Genomic DNA, 25,117 nt, shown 5'->3' on the forward strand with positions numbered 1-25,117 from the left:
AAAGGAATATTATGTAATATGGTATTTGAAAAATTGGTTATTTTGAGAGAAAATAATATATGAATTCTAATGTTTCTAAAACTTCGGAGGTGTGTTATGCCTAATCAAAAGTATTTTCAATATGTTAGAAAAGATCGTCTTCCAAATGTCTGGTGTCCAGGTTGCGGTAATGGAATTATAATGAAATCATTTATTGAAGCAGCGGGTAATCTTGGTCTGGATAAAAATAAGGTTGCTGTAGTTTCTGGTATAGGATGTTCTTCAAGGGTAACAGGATATCTTGATTTTAATACCTTACATACTTTGCATGGAAGAGCTATTCCTTTTGCAACGGGAGTTAAATTGGCAAGGCCAGATTTAGAAGTTGTTGTTATGGGTGGAGATGGAGATATGCTGGCCATTGGCGGAAATCACTTTATTCATGCATGTAGAAGAAATATGGATTTAACAGTAATATTATTTAATAATACAATTTATGGTATGACAGGTGGGCAGTATTCGCCAACAACACCACATGAAGCAATTGCATCAACAGCACCATATGGTAATTTAGAGAATAATTTTGATCCAGTTAAAATGGCAATATCTTCTGGTGCAACATATGTAGCAAGAAGTACGGTATATCATTATACACAAAGTGTAAAATATATTGAAGAAGCTATTAAACATAAAGGAATGTCTGTTGTTGAAATAGTTTCTAATTGTCATACATATTTTGGTAGATATAATGGTATGAGTAAGCCGGCTCAATTTATGGAATATTTCAAGAAAAGTACAGTTACATTGTCAAAGGCAAAAACTATGTCAGAGGAAGAATTAAAAGGAAAAATAATTATTGGTGAATTCCATAATGATGAAAGTAGAAAGACTTATCTTGAACTATATGAAGAACTATCTGAACAATTGGGTGGTGTTGCAAAATGAATTTAAAGGAACCAAGAAGTATTAGAATTAGTGGTATGGGTGGTCAGGGAAATATCCTTATGGGTCTTATCCTTGCGGAATCTCTTGTAAGTGAAGGTTATTGGGTTGTGCAATCTCAACATTATGGAGCACAGGTTAGAGGTGGTTTATCTTTCTGTGATGTTTTATATTCTGAGGAGGTTATTGATTATCCAAAGGCAGAAGCTTTTGATGTATTGTATATTATGAATGATATAGCTTTTCCACATTTAACAATGATAAAAAACAATGGAATAGTTTTTTATGATAGTTCTTATATAAAAGCATTACCACAAACAGTTTCCAGAATTACAAAAAAGATTGTCGCTATTCCTGCATCAAAATTAGCATATGAAGAATTAGGAAATACCAATGTCGCTAATATGATAGGCCTTGGAGCTATTGCAAAGAATTGCGAGATAGTGAAACTTGATACATTGATTAGAGTGATGAAAAAACGCGTTAATCCAAGATTTTTTGAGATAGATGAAAAAGCTTTAAAGATAGGATATAATTATACAAATAAAAAGTATGAAATAAAAACAAATGAGAAAAATGGAAGAGGATTGTGATGAGAAAATTTTCCAGAAGTTTTTCTTTTGCGATAAAAGGACTTTTTGAGGTTTTTAGATCGCAGAGGAATTTTAAGATTCAAACAATATTTGCTTTAATAGCGTTTGTACTTGCTTTTACGTTAAATCTTAATGAAGGACAGATATTATGGATAACCCTCTCTGTTTCTATGGTATTGATACTTGAGACAGTTAATACGTTAATTGAAAAAATGATGGATTTAATACATCCTCATTATAATCCTGTTGTGGGAGTAATAAAAGATTTAGGAGCTGCTGCGGTTTTAATCGCAGCAACTTTTTCTATTGTAGTTGCAGTTGTGATATTTGGAGGTAAGGTTTTTAATTGGCCACCCAAGTATGGTATAATTATAGGTATAGCCTTTATTATTTTCATTATGATGGGAAGTCTCTTTAAAGGGAGGGAAAAAAATGGTCGATGATGTAATAAAAGTTTTAATAGTAGACGATTCAGGATTTATGAGAATGGTTTTAAAGGATATTATAGAAAAACAATCAGATATGAAGGTTATTGGAATTGCTAAAACGGGTCTTGAGGGTGTTGAGAAAGCTATAGAATTAAAACCAGATGTTATAACTATGGATGTTGAAATGCCTGAATTAAATGGACTTGAAGCTGTAAAGCTTATAATGAAAAAGAATCCTACACCTATTATTATGGTAAGTAGTTTAACTTCAAAAGACTCTGAAATAACTATTGAAGCTCTTGAGAATGGTGCAGTTGATTTTATACAAAAACCGGCTGGTAGTGTATCATGGACATTTAGAACAGTGGCAGATGAATTGTTGGAAAAAATAAGAAACGCTTCTAAGGTTGATCCAACAAAATTAACAAGGAAAATAACAATTAGGACTAAAAAGCCAAGAATTACTTCCCTTTTAAGAGGAAAAAAGATAGTATTAATTGCTTCATCTACGGGTGGTCCGAGGTCACTGGATGCAATTATTCCCAATTTACCTAAAGGAATTAATGTTCCTGTTGTTGTGGTTCAACATATGCCTCCAGGGTTTACAAAGTCGCTTGCGGATAGATTAAATAGAATTTCTGAATTAACGGTAAAAGAGGCAGAGGATAATGAAGAGCTAAAACCTGATACGGTATATATTGCACCTGGTAACTTTCATTTAGGTTTAAAGGCAAATGGTTCAAGGGTTTATACGTATCTGGATAAGTCAGATAAGATAAATAATGTAAGACCTGCAGCCGATTTTACATTTAATGATGCAGCAGAGATATATAAAGGGAATATAGTTGCGGCTATTTTAACCGGTATGGGAAAAGATGGAGCAAAAGGAGCATTTAAGATAAAACATTACGGTGGAAAGATAATAGCAGAATCTCCAAAAACATGTGTAGTATATGGTATGCCAAAAGCAGTGGTTGAAGAAAATTATGCAGACTTTATCCTGCCAAATTATGATATAGCCGAGAAAATAGTTGAATTGTTAGGAGGAAAGTGATGAAAACACGGTTTATTTTTTTATTTTTGTTTTTACCATTATTAATTTTTTCTGTAAAAACATATACCTATACCATTAAAAGTGGTGATTCTCTGGAAAAGATAGCATATAAGCTCAATATTCCTTTATCAATTATTATTGATTATAATCCGGAATATGCATATAGAAAATATCTATATGCTGGAGAAAAATTAATTGTACCGGAGAAACCAGTGTATGTATATAGAGTTAAATCTGGAGATAGCTTAAGTTATATTGCAAAAACTTTTTTTTCAGATGCAAGTTTAATAGCAGAGTACAATAATATACAGGATCCTAATTTGTTATATATAGGTCAGAAATTGGAAATTCCATATGAATATATAGGGTTGAGTTTTAATAGAAATGTAGCAGTTTCGTGGCCAGTGTGGGGAGAATTGACTTCATTATATGGCTGGAGAATACATCCTATATATCATGATAAAAGATTTCATTCTGGTGTAGATATTGCTTTAAGTGAAGGGTTACCAATTTTGTCTGCTGTTACAGGGAAGGTAGTAGAAGTAAAGAAAGATAATGGATACGGTATATATGTAAAAATAAAAGCAGGAAAACATTATTATATATTTGCACATATGTCAAAAGCATTAGCGGTGCCTGGAGAGATAGTAAAAAAAGGGGAGTTAATTGGCAGAGTTGGTTCTACAGGTATATCTACAGGTCCTCATGTTCATTTTGAAGTGAGAACACTGGCAGATAAATCAATTGATCCAATGGGGTTATTACCTGGTTTTAAATATGCGCATGTCCCGATAGAAAAACATTATATGGGTGGTAATTGATAATGAGAAAGAAAATAATTTTAATAGTTTTAATATTAGTGACATCTTTTGCGTTTTCTAAAGACCTTTTTCTTCAATGGAAAAAAGTTGATAGAAATAATTATATTGAGAAAAACAATGCCGTTTTTCTCAATATTTCTTATTTAGAAAAACTTGGATATAATATTATGGGAACATCAGAGAATCTGTTTATTATCAAATTTGATGATACATGGTCTGGTGTAGTTTTCCCGAAGGCTGGAATTGCCATTATTAATTCTTCAGAAAGCATATCATTGAATTATGATGATTTTATCTTTCAGAATAAAACATATTTTGTAAAATTAAGTGTTCTTGCAAAGTTAGCAAATCTTGAATATTTTGAAAATTCTAAAGGGTATTATTTGAATTATAAGCTTGCAAAATTAAAGAGTATAGATGGATTTTTGGTTAAAGATAAGCTCAGAGTTATAATGGAGTTTTCTTCACGACCAGAAAAGTATGAAGTTTACTCCTTAACCTCTGTTCCTGGATATTTAATAAAGGTATATGGAGCAGAGATACCTGAAGTATCCTTTTCTAAGGAATTTAATAATAAGTTTTTGAGTAGAGTTAAAGCTATGCAACATTCGCAAAAAGAAATATGGGTGACTATAATTCTGGGTGCAGAGGCAAAGAAATATACAAAAATGGAAGAAAATGGAAGAATTATTCTTGATATAGAGATGACAGAAGATTTTACAAAACCCGTAGTAGTTCTCGATCCTGGACATGGTGATTTCGATCCTGGAACACTGGGATATCTTGGAACAAAAGAAAAAGATATGGCGTTAAAGGTTGCTTTGAAAACCAAAGAATTATTAAAGAAAAATAAAAACATACGGGTGTATTTAACAAGAGACACGGACAAATTTGTGGAATTATATAATAGAGCAAAGATAGCAAATGACTTACATGCTGATTTATTTGTGAGTATTCATTTGAATTCGTATCTTGAAAATAGAAGCATTAGAGGATCGGAAATATATTATTTTGCTTTTTCTGATGATAAATATGCGAGAAAGATAGCCAGAAAAGAAAATTTAGATATGAATGATAATAAGGATATTATAGAATCGAGGGTTGTTGAGAAGAAGAATTCTATACCTGAAAGTAAAAAAATGGCAGATCTTCTGAAAAAGCATGTGAAAGAAAATAAGATTCCTTTTAGATCTATCAAACCAGCGGAATTTGCAGTATTAGCATATACTAAATGTCCTGCAGTATTATTTGAATTGGAATTTTTGTCAAATCCAACTGTTGAAGTTAGTTTCATATCCGGGAAATATGTGGATTTGTTTGCAAAAATTATTGCTGATTCAATATTGGAATATTTTGGAATAAAGTAAGAATTAAAAATTAACAAATTAGTTGCGAAAAATTTTCTTGATTTATAATGTTTCTTATGTTATAATATACCTCGGAAGTTGTTCCGGCGTAGCTCAACGGTAGAGCGGGTGGCTGTTAACCACTAGGCTGGGGTTCGAATCCCTCCGCCGGAGCCATAACCAAAGTCCAGCGAAAGCTGGACTTTTTTGTTTTTTGTGATATAATAAAAATACAAATATATCTTTGCTAAATATAAGTTTGCTAAATATATTTTTGTATTTTGGTGGTGAAATTATGAAAATGATAAATAGAAAAAGAGAAAAAGAGTTTTTACTGAGAAAAGCAAAATCAAATGAAAGTGAGTTAATAGTAATATATGGAAGGCGAAGAGTGGGTAAGACGTTTTTACTTGAAAATACTTTTAATAATGTGCTTTTTTTTACAGCGGACCTTTCTAATACGAGTTATTTAATTGATAGATTTTCAAAGATAATAATCTCTGAATTAAAAGATTTGCCGCTTAATATACAAATTACAACATGGGATGCTTTTTTTGGATTATTAAAAACATTATTACAACAAAAGAAATATGATGCAATTATTTTTGATGAATTTCAATATATACCACAACAGGATTCATCTTTTATTTCTATTTTCCAAAGATGGTGGGATTTGGAATTTAGTAAATTAAATGTGAATTTTGTTTTATGTGGTTCCTATTCTGGTATGATTGAAAAAATAGCTTTAGAACATAATAGTCCATTATATGGTAGAAGAACAGGACAATATAAGATTCTTCCTATGGATTTTTTTGATTCATCAAAATTCTTATCAAAATACACTCTTGAAGATAAAATTTATGTATATAGTATTACAGGTGGTATTCCATTATATTTAAAAGAATTTTCTAATTATAGTAATTTGAAAGAAGCATTGGCTAATAAGATTTTTTCACCTGGAGAATTTTTGGTAGAAGAAGGAAAATTTTTAACAATGGAAGAATTTAAAAAAGATCCTTCAAATTATTTTTCTATTATGAGAGTTATTGCAGATGGAAAAACAACACCTGTTGAAATTTCTAATTTTAGTGGGGTAGAGAATAGGAAAATATCAACGTATCTTTCTAAGTTGCTTGATATTGAATTAATAAAGAAAGAATTGCCTTTTTCGTTAAAGAAATCAAAGAAAAAACCATTGTATTATATAGACGATGAATATATAAAATTTTATTTTAAATATATTTATCCTAATATAGACATAATATATAGAGGATACGGAGAAAGGTTAGCAGAAAAGGTATTAGCAGAAATAAATATGTATACATCATTTACTTTTGAGAAGATTGCAAAACAATATATTGAAAAAGTAGAAAATCCGCAAAAAATTGGTAAATGGTGGAATAAAGATGTGGAAATAGATCTGGTGGCTATTAATGAAGACACTTTAATAGTGGGAGAATATAAATTCACCAATAAAAAGGTTGATAATAGAGTATTGCAAAAATTACAGTTAAAAACACAAAAAATGATTGAAGAATTAAAATTTGAACCAGAAAATATTATATATTATTTATTTTCTAAAAGTGGATTTTATAATATAGAAGAATCGTCAAATATAAAACTTGTTGATCTTAATAAGATAGGAAACATTAAATGACTTAAAACAAGGTGCTAGAGCACCTTGTTTTTTTATTTAATAGATCGTACTAAAGTAGAACGATTTTTATCAATAGTCGTGTCATTTTAAAACGAAAATAGAAAAATCATAAAAAATAGTATTAAATTAAAACGAAATATGATATAATTAGTATTAGAAAAGAACGGAGGTGATAAAATGAAATTAGAAAGTATTATTGAAAGACTTGAATTTAAAACAGAACGATTATTAAATGCTTTGCCTTCAAAAAAACGATTATTTTTTAAAGAAATTGATAAATATGATAATAGAGGGTTACTGTTATATGGTCCAAGAGGTGTAGGGAAAACAACATATCTTTTAATGAAAATCATGAAAGATAATTTTTTTTATATCTCAGGGGATGATCCAATAATCTCTAATATTTCGTTATTTGATTTGGGAGAAAAAATATTTTTATCTGGATACAACGGAATAGTAATTGATGAGGTTCATTATTTAAATAAATGGAGTGTAAACATAAAAGCGTTATATGATTCTTATCCAAATAAAAAAATATGGATAAGTGACAGCAGCAGTATAATATTAAGAACAGGAATAGCTGATCTATCAAGAAGGTTTATAAAGGTGAGAATGCCGTTATTATCTTTTAGAGAATATATACATTTATCAAAAGGTGTAGAATTACCTAAAATAGACAATCCATTTGATTTTGATAAAGAGAAATTAATGTCACAAATAAAAAATCTTGATATTTTAAAGCTATTTAAAGATTATTCACTATCTGGAACAAGACCTTTTTTTCTTGAAGGTAATTTTGAAGAAAAAATGGAAAATATCCTTGAAAAGACATTATATAGCGATATACCATTTTTTTTAAATACAATAAAGGAAAATCATTTAAGATTAATGAAAGCGGTAATAGGTTATTTGATATATTCAAAAATTCCAACAATTAATGTTGAGAAAATGTGTAGAGAGTGGAATTTAAGTAAAAATAAATTATATGAATTGCTAAACGTGATGGAAGAATCAGAATTGATTAATATAGTACTAAAAGAAAAAGATTTTAAAGTTAATTCAAAGGGAAAGAAAATTTTTTTATCTGATCCTGCCTATTATTATATATATAATGGTGAAATTGGTAATTTTAGAGAGGCATTTACAGTTTTTACATTAAAAGAAAAGGAAGAAATATTTGCTTCTAAAAACGAGGAAGATGGTGATTTCATCTGGAATGGAATAAAAATAGAAGTAGGAGGTAGAAATAAAAAAATAAAAAATTCTGATTTTGTTATTCGCGATGATATAGACATACCTTTAAAAAATAAAATTCCATTGTGGTTGTTAGGATTTTTATGGTAATGAAAAATAATAAATTCGGGCATTAAGCCCGAATTTATTCGTCTAAAAGTCTTTTCACTATTTGATTTGCTTTTTGTGGGTTTGCTTTTCCTTTAGTTTCTTTCATAACCTGTCCAACGAAGAAACCAAATAACTTTGTTTTTCCATTTTTGTATTGCTGATATTGTTTTTGATTATTTTCAATGATTTTTCTTACAATTTCTTCAATTATAGAGTCATCGTCTATTTGTTCTAATCCCTTTTCTCTAACTATTTCCGAAGGCATTTTTCCATTCTGGAACATATCTATAAATACATCTTTAGCTATTTTTGTGGATATTTTACCAGAATCTATTAATTCTTCTAATTCCTTATAATGTTCTGCTTTTATCTTTACATCCTTTAATTCAACATCATTTTTATTCATTTCTCTCATTAAATCTGTAATTATTAAATTACTTACAAATTGTGGATTTTTCACCATTTTAGCGGCTTCTTCAAAGTAATTAGCTAATTCCTTATCTCCTGCTAATATTTCTGCATCATATTCTTTTATTTTATATTCTTCAACGAACCTTTTTGCCTTTTCATCAATCATTTCTGGCATTGTTTTTTTATTTCTTCGATTTTTTCCTGAGTTACAATTACTGGAGGAATATCAGGTTCAGGAAAATATCTGTAATCAGCTTCTTCTTCCTTTGATCTCATTGAAAATGTTGATCTTGTTGAGAAATTCCATCCTCTGGTTTCTTTTGGTACATTTTCTCCTTTTTCCATCGCTTCTATGATTCTATTTCTTTCATATTCAAGTGCTTTTTCAACGAATTTAAATGAGTTTATATTTTTGATTTCTACCCTATTACTCTGTATATTTTTTTCTGTATCTGTTATGGATATATTTGCGTCACATCTTAAAGCGCCTTTTTCCATATCACCTGAAGATATTTCTGCATATCTCAAGATATTTCTTAGTTTTTCCATGAATTTTCTTGCTTCTTCTGGTGATTCTATATCTGGTTCTGTAACTATTTCGATTAATGGAATACCGCTTCTGTTATAATCAACATAGCTATATGAAGCATTTTCTAAATCTTCACCTTCATGGAACATTTTTCCGGAATCTTCTTCTAGATGCATTCTTTGTATTCTGATCTTCTTACCATCTATTTCTATGTATCCGTTGTTTGCTAATGGGTAGAAATATTGTGTGATTTGATAACCTTTTGGAAGGTCAGGATAAAAATAATTTTTTCTGTCAAATCTGGAGTATTCGTTAATTTTTGCATTTAATGCAATTGCTGCTTTTATTCCAAGGTTTAAAGCTTCTTCGTTAAATACCGGTAACGCACCGGGTTGTCCTGTACATACAGGACATATATTTGTATTTGGTTCGCTATCAAAAGCATTTGCAGAACATGAACAGAAAGCTTTTGTTTTTGTTAGTAATTGAGTGTGTATTTCAAGCCCAATTGTTGTTTTATATTTCATAATTCACCTCCGGTAATTCTAAGGTTCCCAAAATATCTTCAAATTGTTTTGCTATTCTTAATAACTTAGCGTCTTCGAGCGGTTTTGAGATTAAATGAATACCAAATGGTAAATGATTAATCTTTCCTGCAGGAATACTGATTGCAGGAGCGCCTATCATATTAGCTGGTATTGTGAATAGATCCATTAAATAATATTGTAGAGGTGATTTTAATTCACCGATTTTTGGAGGTAATGTTGGTGATGTTGGTGTTAAAATTGCGTCATATTTTTCAAAAGCCTTTTCAAAATCGTCATTTAATAGATTTCTGATTTTTGCAGCTTTTGCAAAATATGCATCATAATATGCAGAACTTAATGTAAATGCTCCATGAAAATTCTTCTTTTCACTTCTAAACCAAAGCCATTATCTCTGGTTTGCATATATGTATCTTTTAAAGAATCTTTTTCATCTCTTAAACCATATCTCATACCATCATATCTTGAAAGATTAGAGCTGGCTTCTGATGGTGCGATTATATAATATATTGAAACGGTATATTTTAAGTGTGGGATGTTTATTTCCTCTACAGTAATGCCATTTTGTTTTAATGTGTCTATAGTTTCTTTGAATTTATTTAAGATTTCTTCATCTATTCCTTCTAATTCAAATACTTCTTTTGGAACGGCTATTTTTAGATTTTCGATTTTTTCATTTAATTTTGATGTTAAGTCCCAATTTATATTTAAGGATGTGGAATCATTTTCATCTTTTCCGCTCATTACTTCTGCGACAATAGCAGCATTTTCTACATTGGTTGATAACACACCTATTTGATCTAATGAAGAAGCAAATGCGGATAAACCATATCTTGAAATTGCTCCATATGTAGGTTTATAACCTACTATTCCACAAAATGAAGCAGGTTGTCTTACAGAACCGCCTGTATCAGAGCCAAGAGCAAATGGAACTATTTTAGCAGCAACTGCAGCAGCAGAACCTCCACTTGAACCACCGGGAATTCTTTCTAAATCCCAGGGATTTTTAACGGGTCCAAAAGCGGAATTTTCATTAGAACCGCCCATAGCAAATTCATCTAAATTGGTTTTTCCAACTACAGTAAATCCTGCATCCAATAATTTTTGAACAGCAGTTGCAGTATATGTGGAATTATAATTTTCTAAAATTTTTGAAGCGCAGGTGTTTTTTGTTCCTAATACCTGAATGTTATCTTTTACCAGGAAAGGTGTGGAATAGTATTTTCCATTTTTATTGCCTTCTATTGTTGTGAATTCTAATACGGCATTTATCTTTTCATTTATCTTTTTCGATTTTTCTAAATCAAAATTAAAGTCTTTCATGAAAAACCTCCTTTATCTCTTACCATCTTGTAGTGATATTAATACCACCAACTTTGGGTATTAAATCCAATCTTTTTAATATTTCACGTTTATCTTCTGTTAGATAAATCCTTGAAATCTGGATTAAATTGCTTTCCATAAATTTATGTGCTGGATATTTTTCAAATACTTCATCGAATCTCAATACACTTCCATTATAGTCTAAAATCGATACATCAGTTGATAAGAATTCTTTAGGGTGCATTAATGCAAGTTTATATGGAGTATCAATGATAAATAATCTATCAAAATTATCGAGTATATATGATAATTCCTGTTTATCTTCTTTTGATATGTCTGAATTAATAGCTTTTTCTATATTTTCTTTTAATTGTTTTAAGACATTTTCTGCAACGCTTACACTGATTACAGATGGGTCTAAACCTGTAGTGGAAAATGGAATTTCAATTAGTAGTTTCCATAAATCTCTGGTTTTTAATCTTTTTACTAATTCATGTGCTCTGGCAACTTTGTCTGCTTTTTGCATTAATTCAGGGCTTATATTGAATAATTCATCATTTTCTTTTCCATATAACTGTTCATACACTATTTCTATTTCGTTGATTATTCTCTGATCTGTTAAAGAAATAAATTTATCTAAATCTTTAACCCTTGATTGTAAATCTAAAATATCATCAGCAAGTCTTAATATTTCCTGTATCATTTGATCGGCAGCTCTTGATGTTTTGTGGAAATATACATTTTTATACATCATAAATCGGGCAAATAATACTGTATATATATTATCTATGATCTTTATGTTATAACATAATTTTTCTTTTCCATTAACGTTTTGTATAGAAGCATTTCTAATTATTCTATCCAAATCTCCTGTACCAAAATCTCGAGTTCCTGCATAATAGGAGTCTCTCAATACAAAATCCAATCTATCTGCACCTAATGGCCCTTGAACAATATTAAACTCAGGACTTCCGCCTGTATTTTCTGCTTCAAATAATTCATTTATCATGTTCATTACTTCTTTTAAGCCGTTTTTTATATCTGTTTCATCATCTTTAATATCTTTGTTTAATGTAAGGGATAAGTCTTTTAAAAAGTCTTTTTTTGTTCTTGGGTCATTTAATTTATTATATACATCATATGCCTGATCTATTAATTTTGTGTTTAGGATCTTTTTTCTATATTCATCATGTCCATCGCTAAGTCCCATTCTTTTATATATAACATCATCAAATTGATGACTATATGGGCCATGACCTAAGTCATGAAGCAATCCTGCAAGTCTTAAAATTCGTGTTTTTTGATGATTGTTTTCAAAAAGCTTTTTTGCATATAATCCCGAAATATGCATAACACCGAGTGAATGACTGAATCTTGTATGTGTTGCACTGGGATATACATATTCTGCCCCTGCTAATTGACTTAAGTATCTTAATCTTTGAACCAATGGTGTGTCAGCAATTACAATTTCTAATGGATATAGGAATATTTCGGAATATATAGGATCCCTTGATACTTTAAAATATAATTTTTCCATTTTTTAGCCCCTATTAAATATTGAATATCAAAAACCAAAAGCCATATAAATGAAGCTATTATTAATCCAAAGCTGATATATCCTAAAACTTTCCATTTTTTATATGATGTATATGTATCTGAAACTGATGTTAACCACCCAAATGTAAAACCAGTTATTAATCCACCAATATGTGCAAAGTTATTTATTCCTGATGCAGTAAATCCAAGAATTAAATTAATAATTATTACTGGTAATAGTGCTGTTCCTGTCATTGGCTTTAACATTGAGGGGTGTCATCACGAAATCCAGCGCCAAATAACAATCCAATTAAGCCAAATATAGCCCCACTAGCACCTACTGAAAATGCCTCAGGCATGAAAAGTTGTGTTAATGCTGCTCCGCCAATACCTGAAGCAAGATAAATGGTTATGAATTTGTATGGGCCATATACTCTTTCTACTATATTTCCAATATAGTATAATGCATACATATTAAAGAATATATGTAAAAAACCTCCGTGAACAAACATAGAAGTGATAAATCTAAAATATTGATGTGATATTGTAATTAATTTTCCATATTGTGCTCCCGCAAAGATTAGTGTATAGACATTTGAAAAAGCATGAAATCCTCCACCAAAAACGAACATTAATGCAAAGATTATAATATTCCATGTAAAAATTTTTTGTGTAACGTTATCAAAATTCAAAAAGCGCTTTATATAATCCATTCTTTCACCTCATTAATTTTATCTGGAGTGATACATTGCAGCGGCAGATGCACCTAATATTCCAGCATCTTCCACTAATGATGATAACATAATTTTAAATGAATTTCTAAATGATGGCATGAGATATAAATCAATTTTTTCTTTTATAGGATCTAATAATAGTTTTCCTGCTTTACTCATTCCACCACCAATAATAATCATTTCAGGATTAAAAATATGAACAAAATTAGCTATGGCTTTTGCTAAAGCATCTGTTATTTTATCTACAACCATTTTAGCTACCAAATCGTCTTTTTCTAAAGCCATAAATACATGTTTTGATTCTATATTATCAATACCTCCAGCTAATTGCACTATTTTATTATCAGGTATTTTTATACTGAATTCTTTTGCCCATCTGGCGGTATTTTTTGCAGAGGCAATGGCTTCAATACATCCTCGTGAGCCACAACCACATAATGGACCGTCAGGATCTACGATAATATGTCCTAATTCTGCTCCAATTCCATCTTTTCCTGTGATAAGAATTCCGTGTGAAACAACTCCTCCGCCTATTCCAGTTCCTAAGGTTAAAGCAACAAAATGTTTTAATCCCTGAGCTGAACCAAAATACCATTCTCCTAAAGCAAAAGCATTTGCATCATTTTCTACAAAAGCTGGAATTTTTAATTTTTCAGAAATGGCATGTGCAAGTTGAAAGTCATTGAATGGAAGGTTTGGTGCATATCTTACAACACCATGATCTCTATCTATTGAACCTGGTGACCCGATTCCGATTCCTTCTATTCTATCGAGATTATTTTCTGCTACCAGTTTTATTGTTTTTATAATATTTTCTACAACCTTGGCATCACCTTTATCCGCTTCTGTTGGTATTGCTACTTTGTTGATAATTCCTTTGTCTTTTGAGACGAGTCCTGTTTTTATTTCTGTGCCTCCAAGATCAACACCTATTAAATACATTTTATTCTCTCCCTTCTTTCTTAATCTATTAATTGTAATTTTAACATATTTATGTAGTATAATAAAAGTGGAAATATGGACAAACTTTGTTGAGGTGGTTTTATGAATATCGGCATTATTGTTGCTGCGGGTAGAGGTGAAAGGACAAAATTAACCTATCCTAAACAATTTTACCAGATTTTAGGTAAAAGTTTGTTAAGAATTGCATTAGAAAAATATGAATATTCAAATTTAATAGATAAAATAATTGTAGTTGCTAATAAAAAGTTTATGGAAGAAACGAAAAAAGAATGTTATGAAATTAACAAAGTATATGATATAATTAAGGGAGGAGATTCCAGGCAGGAGTCTGTATTTAATGCTTTGAAATATCTTTACGATAAATTTGGCTTTGACGTTTCCATTGTTTCTATACATGATGCAGCAAGACCTTTTGTTAGTATTGAGAAAATTGAGGAAAGTATAAAAGCAGCTATTAAAAATGGATCTGCAGTTTTAGCCTTGCCTGAAAAAAATTCTGTTTCTCATGTAACAGGGGGGTTATAGATAAAATTTTAGATAGAAATGAAATTTATTTGCATCAAACACCACAAACGTTTGATTTTCAAAAATTATATAAAGCGTATATGAATTTTGAAAATGAATTGAAAAGTTTTACAGATGATGCAAGTATATTTCATAAGGCGGGTAATTTTGTAAGAATTATTCCAGGTGAAGAATATAACATAAAAATCACAACGGATTTTGATTTGAAATTTGCAAAATGGTTGATAAAGGAAGGTAAGATAAATGCTTAAAATAGGCGCACACATGAGTACTTCTAAAGGATTTCATAAGGTTCCTGAGGCAACAAGGAATATTGATGGAAATACATTTCAGATTTTTGTCATAGCCCAGAACATGGAAAGTTAAGGAGCCAAAGGAATTGGATATTATTGGTTTTAAGGAAAAAATGAAAGAATTTAATATATCTTTTGACGATGTACTTGTTCATTCTGGATATTTAATTAATTTAGCTACGCCTAATGATGAAAATTGGGAAAAATCTATTAATTTGATGAAAGAAGAAATAAGAATTACATCACTTCTTGGAATTAAATATTTTAATGTGCATCCTGGATCTCATCTTGGCGAAGGTGATGAATTTGGTTATGACAGGATAGCTAAAGCATTGGATATTATTTTAGAAGAAGTTAATAATTTAGGGGTTAATATTTTACTTGAGAATGTTGCTAAAAAAGGTGGTAATATAGGCTGGAAGATGGAGCAATTAGGAGAGATAATAAAACGCAGTAATTTTTCTGGGAAATTAGGTATAACCTATGATACATGTCATGGATTTGATTCAAATTATGATATAAGGGATAGAGACGATGTAAGGAGGTTATTAGATGAAATAGACAAATATATAGGATTAGAAAAGTTTAAAATGATACATTTGAATGATTCTAAATTTTCATTGGGTGCGGGTAAAGATAGGCATGAGTTTATTGGAAAAGGTGAAATAGGAATAAAAGGATTTGAAACATTTCTATCTTTTGATGAAATCATAAAACTACCGATGCATCTTGAAACACCTGGTGATGATACTGAGCATGCAGAGGATATTAAAGTTATAAAAAGGATATTTTCAAATATATATATCTAAAAAACACCAGAAAGGGGTGGGAGGATGACGGATAATTTTGAAATTTTTGACGTCGAAGAAGAAAAACCAAAGAAAAAGAAAAACTTTTTCAAGAGAATACTGTGGCTGATTATTGTTTTGTTAATTTTAGGATATTTAAGTACAAGTATTTATCAGGTTGGTCCTTCAGAAATGGGATTGGTTTTGACTTTTGGTAAATACACATCAACTACAGGACCTGGTATTCACTGGCGTTTGCCTTATCCATTTCAAGCACATAGAATAGTGGATATTAAAACCTTAAAAAAGATCGAAATAGGTTTTAGAACAGTAAACTATCGGGGTAAAATTGAATATCAATCAGTTCCTGAAGAGGCATTAATGATTACAGGTGATGAAAATATTGTAAGCCTTGAGGCTGTTGTTCAATATAGGATATCTGATCCTGTGAAATTCGCTTTCAGGATATTAAATGGTTTTGAAATGGTAAAATTTGCTACTGAAAGTGTATTAAGAGAAATGGTAGCAATTAATCCTATTGACAATGTCTTGACCTCTGAAAGGGATAGAATAGCCATGGAAACAGCGGCTAAGGTACAAAAGATACTGGATTCATATGGAGCAGGTATTAAAGTTGAAAATGTTTATTTACAGGAAGTCGCTCCACCTGATGAAGTAGTTAAAGCATTTGATGATGTTAATAGTGCAAAGCAGGATAAGGAGAAATTTATCAATGAAGCTAATAGATATGCTAATGATGTTATACCTAAAGCAGAAGGTCAGGCACAAAAAATATTAAGAGGTGCAGAAGCATATGCATATGAAAAAGTAGCAATCGCAACAGGTGAGGCTAAGAGATTTAAGGCAATGTTAAAGGAATATAATACATCTAAAGATATTACCAGGAAAAGAATTATTCTTGAAGCCATTCAGGATTTACTGGAGAATTCAAAGCAAAAGATTATTGATGATAACTCGGGAACTCTTAAATTACTCAACTTACCTGAATTAGGTGGTGGTACAAAATGAAAAAAACTACTAAATTTACAATATTAGGCATAATTGCAGTTATTGTTATATTATTCATAACAACATCTTTGTTTATCGTTAATCAGGAACAGCAGGCTGTGGTATTGCGATTTGGTCAAATTAAAAAAGTTGTTACAGAACCAGGTATAAGTTTTAAAACACCATTTATTGATAATGTGGTAAAATTTGAAAAAAGACTAATGCTATATGATATTGAACCTGAAAGGATTATTACTGCTGATAAGAAAACGGTTATTGTGGATACATATACTATCTGGAGGATTAATGATCCAAAAACATTTATGGAGAGTATGAGATCTGTTCAATTAGCTTTAACCAGAATTGATGATGTAGTATATTCCAATGTCAGGGATTTAGTTGCTAAATATACATTAGACGAAGTATTATCTAAAAAAAGAGAAGAAATGCTAAATGAAATTACAAAAAGAAGTGGTGAAAATCTGAGACAATTTGGCATTGATATTGTAGATGTAAGAGTAAAAAGAACGGATTTACCACCAGATATTTCAAAGTCTGTATATAATAGAATGATGGCAGAAAGATACTCAATTGCTGCCCAAATAAGAGCAGAAGGTCAAAGGGAATCAGAAATTATTAAAGCTGAAGCAGATAAAAAAGTGAAAATTATATTATCGGAAGCACAGAAAAATGCTGAAATTATAAGAGGTACAGCAGATGCAAGTGTAATAGCAATATATGCTGAAGCATATAATCAAAGTCCAGAGTTCTTTGAATTAAGAAGAATAGCAGATATTTATCAGCAATCATTTAAAGATGGAATGGTTATATTATCACCAGATTCACCAATATTAAAATTCTTATATGAGGGAAAATAAATGAAAAAAGTTTTAATTCCAGTACTTTTTTTAGTGTTATTGTTGAGTTCATGTTTTAATCCAGAAAAAAAGGTAAATATAACAATTGAAGGTGACGTTGTGTCACCTTCTTTTCCCGTAAAAATCAATGTGAATATTGATAATTATGATTTAAAGTTTTTTGATGAAAATAATATGGAGATTAGTGTGAGAAAAGAAGGAAATTATTATTATTTTTCTAGCTTAAAAGAAGGTAAAAATGAGATTTTAATAGCAGTATTTTCTGAAAATAAAAAAGTTTTTGAAAAGAAATTTGCTATTTATTTTGATAATATCCCGCCAGATATAGTGTTTTTAAATTATTATTTAAAAGGTGGAGAATTAAATCTAACAGCATCATCTCCAGCTACGGACTTAGAAAAATTTATACTGGAAAATGATAATAAAAAATATACTTTTAATATCAGTTTGAAAATACCTATAGAAAAGAATAAAGGATTAATTCGATATAATTTATATGCCATGGACAAATATGGTAATAAGTCTAAACCTAAAATAATAGAGATAAATACGAATAATGATGAAAAACCTAAAATTTTGAATGATGATTTAAAGATATCGTTATTTGGTAAAACCAATATTAAAGTATCAGACGATTGGACTCCTACAGATAATATAAACATAATGCTTGAAACTGAAAAAAATAGTTATTCATTGATAAATATAGATGAAGTGTTATTGGAAGGTTCTAAAGAAGGAACATTAATTGTTGTTGACAATGGGAATAATTACACAGAAAAAAAGGTAAATATAGAATTGGAAAATAATATTCCGTCGATTGCAACGGGTAACCCGAGATTAATAGATTTTTCTGTTGATACATTTGGATGGAATTATGAAACAGATGTGGATTCATATGTTGTTGAAGTACCATATAAATATGGATGGAAGCAGGAATTAGAAACTAAAGCGGCATATGCAAGACTAACAGATTCAAATGTTGCTATGATAAGAAAAAAGAGTAAATATGGAACATTGAGTTTTCCATCTCGTCCAACGATAAGATTTTCGGGGACATTTGTACATCTTGTAAGAAATATACTTGAATCTTCCGAGGAAAATCTATATTTGCCTCAAATAAATTCAGAATTTTTAATTGGAGGACAAACAGTTCTTGGTAATAAAAGTATTGTTATGGTTGAATCAGGTAGTGTTTTAAAATTTGTTTCAAATTCCAAATTAATAATAAAAGGTTTGTTTTTTATAATGCCGGGAGCAGGTAAGTCCTTGATTAGTGGTAATGGTGAAATAATTGTTGATGGAGGCATTTTTATTGCTTCAAAAACCATTTTTGATAAAATTAAGATAATTGGAAAAAATGCTAAACTAATATATTTAGAGGATTCAGAATTTTTAGAAGGTTCGGATTTACTTTCAACAAATGATTTTAGAGTATGCTTGTATAATACTCTTGGATACAAAAGTAATTTAAATTTTCATAATACTGAAGAGGTATTTGTTAAGGAGAGTACATTTAATGATTTGAACTTTCAAAATATAAATATTTTCGAATCAGAAAAATCCTCTTTTGTTGATATGAATATAAATGGTTTAAGTAAGATCTTTTTGAATAAAACTAATGTAAATAATATAGAACAAAATGATTTTTCATGGTCTAAGATTATAAATTCTAATATTGGTTCAATGGATGTTTCTGGATATTCAAGGAGTATATTATATAAAACCAATGTAACAAAACTCAGTACAGACACCAGTGTGGTGATACGGTGAATCTTGAATATATATTTAAAGAATTATCTCTTAAATCGCCTAATAAATTTCATTCTCCAACACACGGAACAACATTTCTTATAGAAATTTCTAAGTTGTTGAAAAATGAAAAAAAAGTACTGGAATTGGGTTCTGGAATAGGAAGTGTATCCCTTGCACTTGCGAAATTATATGAAGATATTGAAATTACAGGATTTGAATTGCAAAAAGAACCATATGAATATTCTATTATGAATTTGAGAGAAAATAATCTAGGAAATAGAGTCAGGTTTATAAACGATGATATAGAAAATATTGAAAAACATGTAGAAAGGGAATCAATAGATTGTATTATCACCAATCCACCGCATTATTCTGATAAGTCATTAAAAAGTCCATTTGAAGATAGAAAGATAGCAAGAACCTTTGATAGAAATAATCTGGAAAAGTTCTTTAAAGCAGCAAGTTATGCTTTAAAAAACAAAAAAAGAATGATTTTTGTATATCATCCTACATATTTTATTACCTTTTTAAATTTAGCTCAAAAATATAAGTTTATGCTTCAGGAAATGTATATAGCCTATGGTAATAAAAAAGGAACAGCGCAGTTAATAGGTGGTATTTTAAGAAAAAACGGAGGCGAAAACTTAAAAGTATATCCACCAGTATTTTTAAAAAGTAGCGGAGATTAGGAGGTTAATATGCTAATAACATTTGAAGGAATAGAGAGCTCAGGAAAATCAACATTATCTAAAAAATTAACTGATTATTTTAGGTTAAAAGGTTATAAGGTTATATGGAATAGAGAACCAGGTGGAACGGAATTAGGAGAAAAAATAAGAGAACTGTTATTGGGAAATTACAATATCTGTCATGTAAGTGAAGCTTTATTATTCGCTGCTAGCAGAGCTCAATTGGTGGAAGAATTAATTAAGCCAAATCAGGATAAAATTATTATTTTAGATAGATTCGTTGATTCATCAATAGTATATCAGGGCTATGCAAGAGAATTAGGCTGGAAAGAAGTGTATGAAATAAATAAACATGCATTAGATGGTATAATGCCAGACTTAACTATTGTTGTTGATGTTTCTGTGGAAACATCATTTAGAAGAATGGCAAATAAGACAAGGGATAGAATTGAAAGCGAAGGAAAAGAATTTTTTGAAAAAACCAGAGAAGGATTTCTTAAATTAAAAGAATGGTTTCCAGAAAGAAATATTGAAATGATTAATGGCGAAATGGATTTAAATGAAGAGTTTGATATTTTGTTAAATATAATAAGAAAATATGTAAGATAGTCTGACCGGGCGAAAGCCCGGTTTTGTTATTGAATGTGATATAATTTTGTTATGGAGGTGGAACTGATGAAATTAAAAAAATTACCAATAGGAAGAAGCGATTTTAAAAGCATAATAGAAGATGATATGTATTACATAGATAAGAGCTTATTAATAAAAGAAATAATAGAAAGCGGAGATGTAATATTAATAACGCGACCAAGAAGGTTTGGAAAAACATTGAATATGAGCATGATGAAATATTTTTTTAGAAATGATCAGGATAACAAACATTTGTTTGAAAACCTGAAGATATGGAAAGAAAAAGAGATAATAGAAAAATATTTAAATAAATATCCTGTAATATATATAACCTTTAAAGATTTAAAACAGAATAATTATGAAGAAATGATGTCTTCATTAAAAGAAATAATATCAAATTTGTATAATGAGTATTCATATCTTTTAAAGTCGGAAAAAATAACAAAATGGGAAAAGAAAAAAATAATAGATATTATTGATAAAACAGCGGATATAATATCATTTGAAAGTAGTATAAAAGAATTATCAAAATATTTATACAAATACTATGGCCAAAAAGTAATACTATTAATAGATGAATACGACACATCAATACAACAATCATATTTAAATGGATATTATAACGAATTCATAAACTTCATGGGAAACATGTTGGGAAGTGCATTAAAAGACAATGAGTATTTAGAAAAAGGAGTATTGGCAGGTATAACAGGAATAATAAAAGCAAATGTATTTGGTGGATTAAATAATTTACAAAGATTAACGATATTAGATAAGCACTTCAATGACAAATTCGGATTAACCTGGGAAGAAGTGGAAGAAACATTAAAATATTATGGATTAGAATATGAAAAAGAAAAGGTAATAGAATGGTATAACGGATATAACTTTGGAGGAATAGAAATATACAATCCATATTCAATAATAAACCTGGCAAGAAATAAAGGAAAAATAGCGTATTACTGGATAAACAGCAGTGGAAATGAATTAATAAAAAGGTTGATAAAACAAAGTACAGCAGAAGTAAAAACAAAAATAGAAGAACTAATAGAAGGAAAAACAATAGAAAGCAGTATAGATGAAAATTTAGTATATGGAGACTTAGACAAAAGCACAGAAGAAAGCATATGGACATTATTTCTATTCACAGGATACTTAACCTGGGTAGAACATACAGGAGAAGAAGGAGAACCAAGATACAGTTTAAGAATAACAAACAAAGAAACACTACAATTCTTCAAAAAAACAGTGGTGGATATAATAAAAGAAACAAAAATAAATCTGGAAAATATAATATTAGATATAATACTTGGGAAATACAAAGAATTTGCAAATAAATTCAAAAGGATAGTAGAAGAAACATTAAGTTATTTTGACATAAGTGGAGAAGAACCGGAAAGGTTTTATCATGGGTTAATACTTGGAATGGTAGTGGGATTAAGCAAAAAATACATAGTAAAAAGTAACAGAGAAGCGGGATATGGAAGAGCAGATGTAATATTAATACCAAAAGAAAAAAAGGAGCCAGGAATAATATTTGAATTCAAAAAATACAGTATAGATTTTGATAAAGATTTAAAAGAAAGTGCAGAAATGGGAATAAAACAGATAGAAGAAAAAGGATATGAAAAAGAAATAAAAAGTTATGGAATAGAAAAAATAATAAAAGTAGCAATTGCATTTGATAAAAAGAATGTAGAAATAATTGTGAAATAACGAAACCGGGCGTGGTGCCCGGTTTCGTTTTTGGATTAATAGGGTAGCCGGTAAAATTTTCCTGAGTTTGACACTATTATTATCAACAAAATTCTAAAAAGTAGAATTATTCAAAAAAATAGCTATTGTTAACTTTTTATAAAAAGAGAAATTAGCCACACACATCCTCCTTTTTGGCTTTTCATGCGTGTTTTAGGAGATTATTTTTTTAAATTCATCTAATTCCATCATTTTTTTCGGTTTTTCTATTTTTAATGTTTTTAATATGGCTTTTTGAAAATCGTTTAAATTGGCTCTTAATGCAAATAATTTGTCTTTTAATCTTATTTCAGAGTATTCCATTTTTTTTATAGCTTCTCTTATTTTTTCATGAGAGTATTCAATATTATTTTTTCCAGTTCTAATTCTAATGTTCTTTGAATTATGTAAGATATGAAACTCATTACAATATGTCCTTTTATTCTTTTCGGTGTCCAATGAAATACCGGTCTTGTTTCAAGATAATTTTTTAATGTTCTGAATGTTTCTTCTACTTTCCATAATGTATGATATTGTTCTAATATTTCTTTTGGAGATAGTTTTGTGTTTGTTATTATTCCATAGTATCCATCGTATTTTTCATCATTTTCTATTTTTTCTCCTGAGTTTGACAGCGATTTCATGATTTTTGAAAAATCGAAACGGTAGAATGCGGGTTTGCGACGATGAAAAGGGTGAAAATTGGGGTTGAAAAATTTTTGTAGTGACACAAATATTTTTAACAATAGCGTTATATTCTTGATTTCATAATATTTTTGTGGTATAATAAGTAATGGTATTATGAAATCAAGAGGTGATTTTTGTGTTTTTGAGAGTAGTTAAAAATAACAAAGGTGTTGAATATTTAAGAATTGTTGAAAGTTATAGGGAAAATGGTAAGATAAAGCAAAGAACTGTTGCAAACTTAGGAAGGATTGACTCTTTTAGCGAAAATGAAGCGAAAAATATAGTAAATAAACTCATACAAATATTTGATTTAAAAATTATATTGATACAGAAGATATAAAAAAGGCACCGGATAAAAAGAATTACGGAGCCAAAGTAATAGTAAATAAGATATTCGAAAGATATGAGATGAAAAGATATTTTGAAAGACTGGATAAAGAAATAAAATACAATGCAGAAGAGATGCTAAAAATAATGGTGATGAATAGAATAGTAGAACGAAAAGTAAATTGGAATATTTAATAATTTAGAGTATTTTGGATATAACAAAGTGGAAGTTAAAAAAGAAAAAGACCTGGAAGAAAAAGATGTAATGCTGCACTGGTTATACAGAACATTGGATATATTGGCAGATAATAAAGAGTCGATAGAAAAACATATGTATAATCAAAGGATAAGTTTGTTTAATACAACGGTAGATTTAGTATTTTACGATGTAACGACATTAGCGTTTGAAACACAACAAACAAATGAAATATTACAAATGGATATTCAAAAGATAAGAAATTTAATGAATCACAAATAGTATTAGGGATGTCAATAGATCAGGATAGAATGCCAGTTAGTTTTGATATATATGCAGGAAATACATTTGAAGGCATACATTTAAAGATTCAATAGAAAAATGAAAAAAGAATATCAATTAGGAAAAGTAATAGTAGTAGCAGATAGAGGAATGATGAGTAAAAAAAATATAGAAGTAGTAGAAAATTCTAATTATGAATTCATAGTAGGAAAATCAATAAAACAAATAAAAAAGTAAATATATTTGAAGGAGAATTCATAGAACTAGCAAAAGGAATAAAATATAGAGAAGTAGAATATGAAAATAAAAGATTACTCATAATATATTCAGAAGAAAGAGCCAAAAAGACAGAGCAGATAGACTACGATTAATAGAAAAAGCGAAAAAAATGTTAGAAGAAGGAAATATAGATTCAAAAAGTAAAAGAGGAGCGAAAAAATATTTAAAAGAACAGAATAAACAAAATTATATACTGGACATAGAAAAAATAGAAAATGATGAAAAATACGATGGATACTATGGAATAATAACAAACACAAAACTATCTCCAAAAGAAATATTAGAACAATATCATACATTATGGAAAGTAGAAGAAACATTTAGAACATTAAAAAATTATCTTGAAACAAGACCGGTATTTCATTGGACACCAAAAAGAATAAAAGGACATATTGTAATGAGTTTCATATCTTACATAATTCAAAGAACACTAGAATTAGAACTGGAAAAAAATAATGTTGAATACTCTCATGAAAAAATAAGAGAAGCTATTAAAAATATGGAATACATTGAATTTAAAACACAAAAGCAACATCTTGTAGCGAGAATGAATTTAAATAAATTAGGACAAAGAATATTAAATACATTAAATATTCCTGTACCAAAAATAATTTCACCCTATACAGAATTCAAAGAAAAATATAAAATTTAGGGGTGTAATGACACTTTTGTATTTAATAAAAAATTAACAATTGTTGTTTTTAGAATAATCTGCTTTTAGAATTTTATTGAAAAAATACTGTCAAACTCAGGAACAAATTCTAAAAGTAGAATTATTCAAAAAATAGCTATTGTTAATTTTATAAAAGAGAAATTAGCCACACACATCCTCCTTTTGCTTTCA

The 25,117-nt window shown here is 29.3% G+C and carries 22 protein-coding genes, 1 tRNA gene and 4 pseudogenes; 19 read left to right on the forward strand and 8 right to left on the reverse strand.

Annotated features, from left to right (window positions below; translation table 11 throughout):
* The first annotated feature begins 96 nt into the window (after positions 1-96).
* The 9 genes from DJ007_RS04895 (at position 97) to DJ007_RS04935 (ending at position 8,164) form a co-directional block, all read left to right on the forward strand.
* Positions 97-924 carry a 2-oxoacid:ferredoxin oxidoreductase subunit beta gene (locus tag DJ007_RS04895; protein ID WP_129408576.1) on the forward strand — a complete coding sequence of 276 codons (828 nt, stop codon included), beginning with the start codon at positions 97-99 and terminating at the stop codon, positions 922-924.
* Positions 921-1,514, forward strand: coding sequence for a 2-oxoacid:ferredoxin oxidoreductase subunit gamma family protein (locus DJ007_RS04900; RefSeq protein ID WP_129408577.1), 594 nt, complete (start codon positions 921-923; stop codon positions 1,512-1,514). Before DJ007_RS04895 ends, DJ007_RS04900 begins: the two co-directional genes overlap by 4 nt.
* Complete coding sequence (locus DJ007_RS04905) at positions 1,514-1,957, forward strand: diacylglycerol kinase family protein (RefSeq protein WP_129408578.1); 444 nt, start codon at positions 1,514-1,516, stop codon at positions 1,955-1,957. The genes DJ007_RS04900 and DJ007_RS04905 overlap by 1 nt, the downstream gene beginning before the upstream one ends.
* Positions 1,947-2,996 carry a protein-glutamate methylesterase/protein-glutamine glutaminase gene (locus DJ007_RS04910; protein WP_129408579.1) on the forward strand — a complete coding sequence of 350 codons (1,050 nt, stop codon included), beginning with the start codon at positions 1,947-1,949 and terminating at the stop codon, positions 2,994-2,996. The genes DJ007_RS04905 and DJ007_RS04910 overlap by 11 nt, the downstream gene beginning before the upstream one ends.
* Positions 2,996-3,817, forward strand: coding sequence for a M23 family metallopeptidase (locus tag DJ007_RS04915; RefSeq protein WP_129408580.1), 822 nt, complete (start codon positions 2,996-2,998; stop codon positions 3,815-3,817). Before DJ007_RS04910 ends, DJ007_RS04915 begins: the two co-directional genes overlap by 1 nt.
* Positions 3,818-3,819: 2 nt before the next feature.
* Complete coding sequence (locus DJ007_RS04920) at positions 3,820-5,184, forward strand: N-acetylmuramoyl-L-alanine amidase family protein (RefSeq protein ID WP_129408581.1); 1,365 nt, start codon at positions 3,820-3,822, stop codon at positions 5,182-5,184.
* An 82-nt stretch (positions 5,185-5,266) separates the two neighbouring features.
* Positions 5,267-5,340, forward strand: a tRNA-Asn gene (locus DJ007_RS04925).
* A gap of 118 nt (positions 5,341-5,458) precedes the next feature.
* Entirely contained in the window at positions 5,459-6,820 is a 1,362-nt protein-coding gene (locus tag DJ007_RS04930) for an ATP-binding protein (RefSeq protein ID WP_129408582.1), read from the forward strand.
* Between the two features lie 177 nt (positions 6,821-6,997).
* Entirely contained in the window at positions 6,998-8,164 is a 1,167-nt protein-coding gene (locus tag DJ007_RS04935; RefSeq protein WP_129408583.1) for an ATP-binding protein, read from the forward strand.
* A 34-nt stretch (positions 8,165-8,198) separates the two neighbouring features.
* On the opposite strand, the pseudogene gatB reads toward DJ007_RS04935, so the two are convergent.
* From gatB to DJ007_RS04960, 7 genes and pseudogenes are all read right to left on the reverse strand, one after another.
* Positions 8,199-9,631 (reverse strand): annotated as a pseudogene (gatB, locus tag DJ007_RS19965) (Asp-tRNA(Asn)/Glu-tRNA(Gln) amidotransferase subunit GatB).
* Positions 9,621-9,944 carry an amidase family protein gene (locus tag DJ007_RS20745; RefSeq protein ID WP_438268386.1) on the reverse strand — a complete coding sequence of 108 codons (324 nt, stop codon included), beginning with the start codon at positions 9,942-9,944 and terminating at the stop codon, positions 9,621-9,623. Before DJ007_RS20745 ends, gatB begins: the two are co-directional and overlap by 11 nt.
* 41 nt (positions 9,945-9,985) lie before the next feature.
* Positions 9,986-10,972, reverse strand: a complete 987-nt coding sequence (locus DJ007_RS04945) for an amidase family protein (RefSeq protein ID WP_438268384.1) — start codon at positions 10,970-10,972, stop codon at positions 9,986-9,988.
* A gap of 19 nt (positions 10,973-10,991) precedes the next feature.
* The gene (locus DJ007_RS04950; protein WP_129408584.1) at positions 10,992-12,509 is read right to left on the reverse strand and encodes an HD domain-containing protein; all 1,518 of its coding nucleotides are present in this window, start codon (positions 12,507-12,509) and stop codon (positions 10,992-10,994) included.
* A complete protein-coding gene (locus DJ007_RS18865) occupies positions 12,443-12,775 on the reverse strand; it encodes a rhomboid family intramembrane serine protease (RefSeq protein ID WP_276318649.1) in 333 nt (110 codons plus the stop codon). Before DJ007_RS18865 ends, DJ007_RS04950 begins: the two co-directional genes overlap by 67 nt.
* Positions 12,769-13,221, reverse strand: coding sequence for a rhomboid family intramembrane serine protease (locus tag DJ007_RS18870; RefSeq protein WP_276318650.1), 453 nt, complete (start codon positions 13,219-13,221; stop codon positions 12,769-12,771). Before DJ007_RS18870 ends, DJ007_RS18865 begins: the two co-directional genes overlap by 7 nt.
* 18 nt (positions 13,222-13,239) lie before the next feature.
* Complete coding sequence (locus DJ007_RS04960) at positions 13,240-14,184, reverse strand: ROK family protein (protein ID WP_129408585.1); 945 nt, start codon at positions 14,182-14,184, stop codon at positions 13,240-13,242.
* 102 nt (positions 14,185-14,286) lie between these two features.
* On the opposite strand from DJ007_RS04960, the gene DJ007_RS18875 reads away from it, so the two are divergent.
* The 9 genes and pseudogenes from DJ007_RS18875 (at position 14,287) to DJ007_RS05005 (ending at position 22,484) form a co-directional block, all read left to right on the forward strand.
* Positions 14,287-14,730 (forward strand): 2-C-methyl-D-erythritol 4-phosphate cytidylyltransferase, encoded by a 444-nt coding sequence (locus tag DJ007_RS18875; RefSeq protein ID WP_129408586.1) that lies wholly within the window; start codon positions 14,287-14,289, stop codon positions 14,728-14,730.
* Positions 14,731-14,759: 29 nt separating this feature from the next.
* Positions 14,760-14,981 (forward strand): IspD/TarI family cytidylyltransferase, encoded by a 222-nt coding sequence (locus tag DJ007_RS18880; RefSeq protein WP_276318651.1) that lies wholly within the window; start codon positions 14,760-14,762, stop codon positions 14,979-14,981.
* Positions 14,974-15,832 (forward strand): annotated as a pseudogene (locus DJ007_RS04975) (deoxyribonuclease IV). The gene DJ007_RS18880 and the pseudogene DJ007_RS04975 overlap by 8 nt, the downstream one beginning before the upstream one ends.
* A gap of 24 nt (positions 15,833-15,856) precedes the next feature.
* Positions 15,857-16,840, forward strand: a complete 984-nt coding sequence (hflK, locus tag DJ007_RS04980; RefSeq protein WP_129408588.1) for an FtsH protease activity modulator HflK — start codon at positions 15,857-15,859, stop codon at positions 16,838-16,840.
* A complete protein-coding gene (hflC, locus tag DJ007_RS04985) occupies positions 16,837-17,697 on the forward strand; it encodes a protease modulator HflC (RefSeq protein WP_129408589.1) in 861 nt (286 codons plus the stop codon). Before hflK ends, hflC begins: the two co-directional genes overlap by 4 nt.
* Positions 17,698-19,467, forward strand: a complete 1,770-nt coding sequence (locus tag DJ007_RS04990) for a hypothetical protein (RefSeq protein WP_129408590.1) — start codon at positions 17,698-17,700, stop codon at positions 19,465-19,467.
* Positions 19,464-20,138, forward strand: coding sequence for a tRNA1(Val) (adenine(37)-N6)-methyltransferase (locus DJ007_RS04995; protein ID WP_129408591.1), 675 nt, complete (start codon positions 19,464-19,466; stop codon positions 20,136-20,138). Before DJ007_RS04990 ends, DJ007_RS04995 begins: the two co-directional genes overlap by 4 nt.
* Positions 20,139-20,147: 9 nt before the next feature.
* Positions 20,148-20,747 (forward strand): dTMP kinase, encoded by a 600-nt coding sequence (tmk, locus tag DJ007_RS05000; protein ID WP_129408592.1) that lies wholly within the window; start codon positions 20,148-20,150, stop codon positions 20,745-20,747.
* Positions 20,748-20,813: 66 nt separating this feature from the next.
* Positions 20,814-22,484, forward strand: coding sequence for an AAA family ATPase (locus DJ007_RS05005; protein WP_240739278.1), 1,671 nt, complete (start codon positions 20,814-20,816; stop codon positions 22,482-22,484).
* Positions 22,485-22,676: 192 nt separating this feature from the next.
* Here the strand turns inward: DJ007_RS05005 and DJ007_RS20750 are convergent.
* Positions 22,677-23,122: pseudogene (locus DJ007_RS20750) on the reverse strand (IS1634 family transposase); the annotation flags it as partial.
* Positions 23,123-23,325: 203 nt separating this feature from the next.
* Between DJ007_RS20750 and DJ007_RS20755 the strand changes: the two are divergent.
* A pseudogene (locus tag DJ007_RS20755) lies at positions 23,326-24,925 on the forward strand (IS1634 family transposase).
* Positions 24,926-25,117 lie beyond the last annotated feature (192 nt).

Origin of the sequence: Marinitoga lauensis, from assembly GCF_004135675.1 — a bacterium.
GTDB lineage: Bacteria > Thermotogota > Thermotogae > Petrotogales > Petrotogaceae > Marinitoga > Marinitoga lauensis.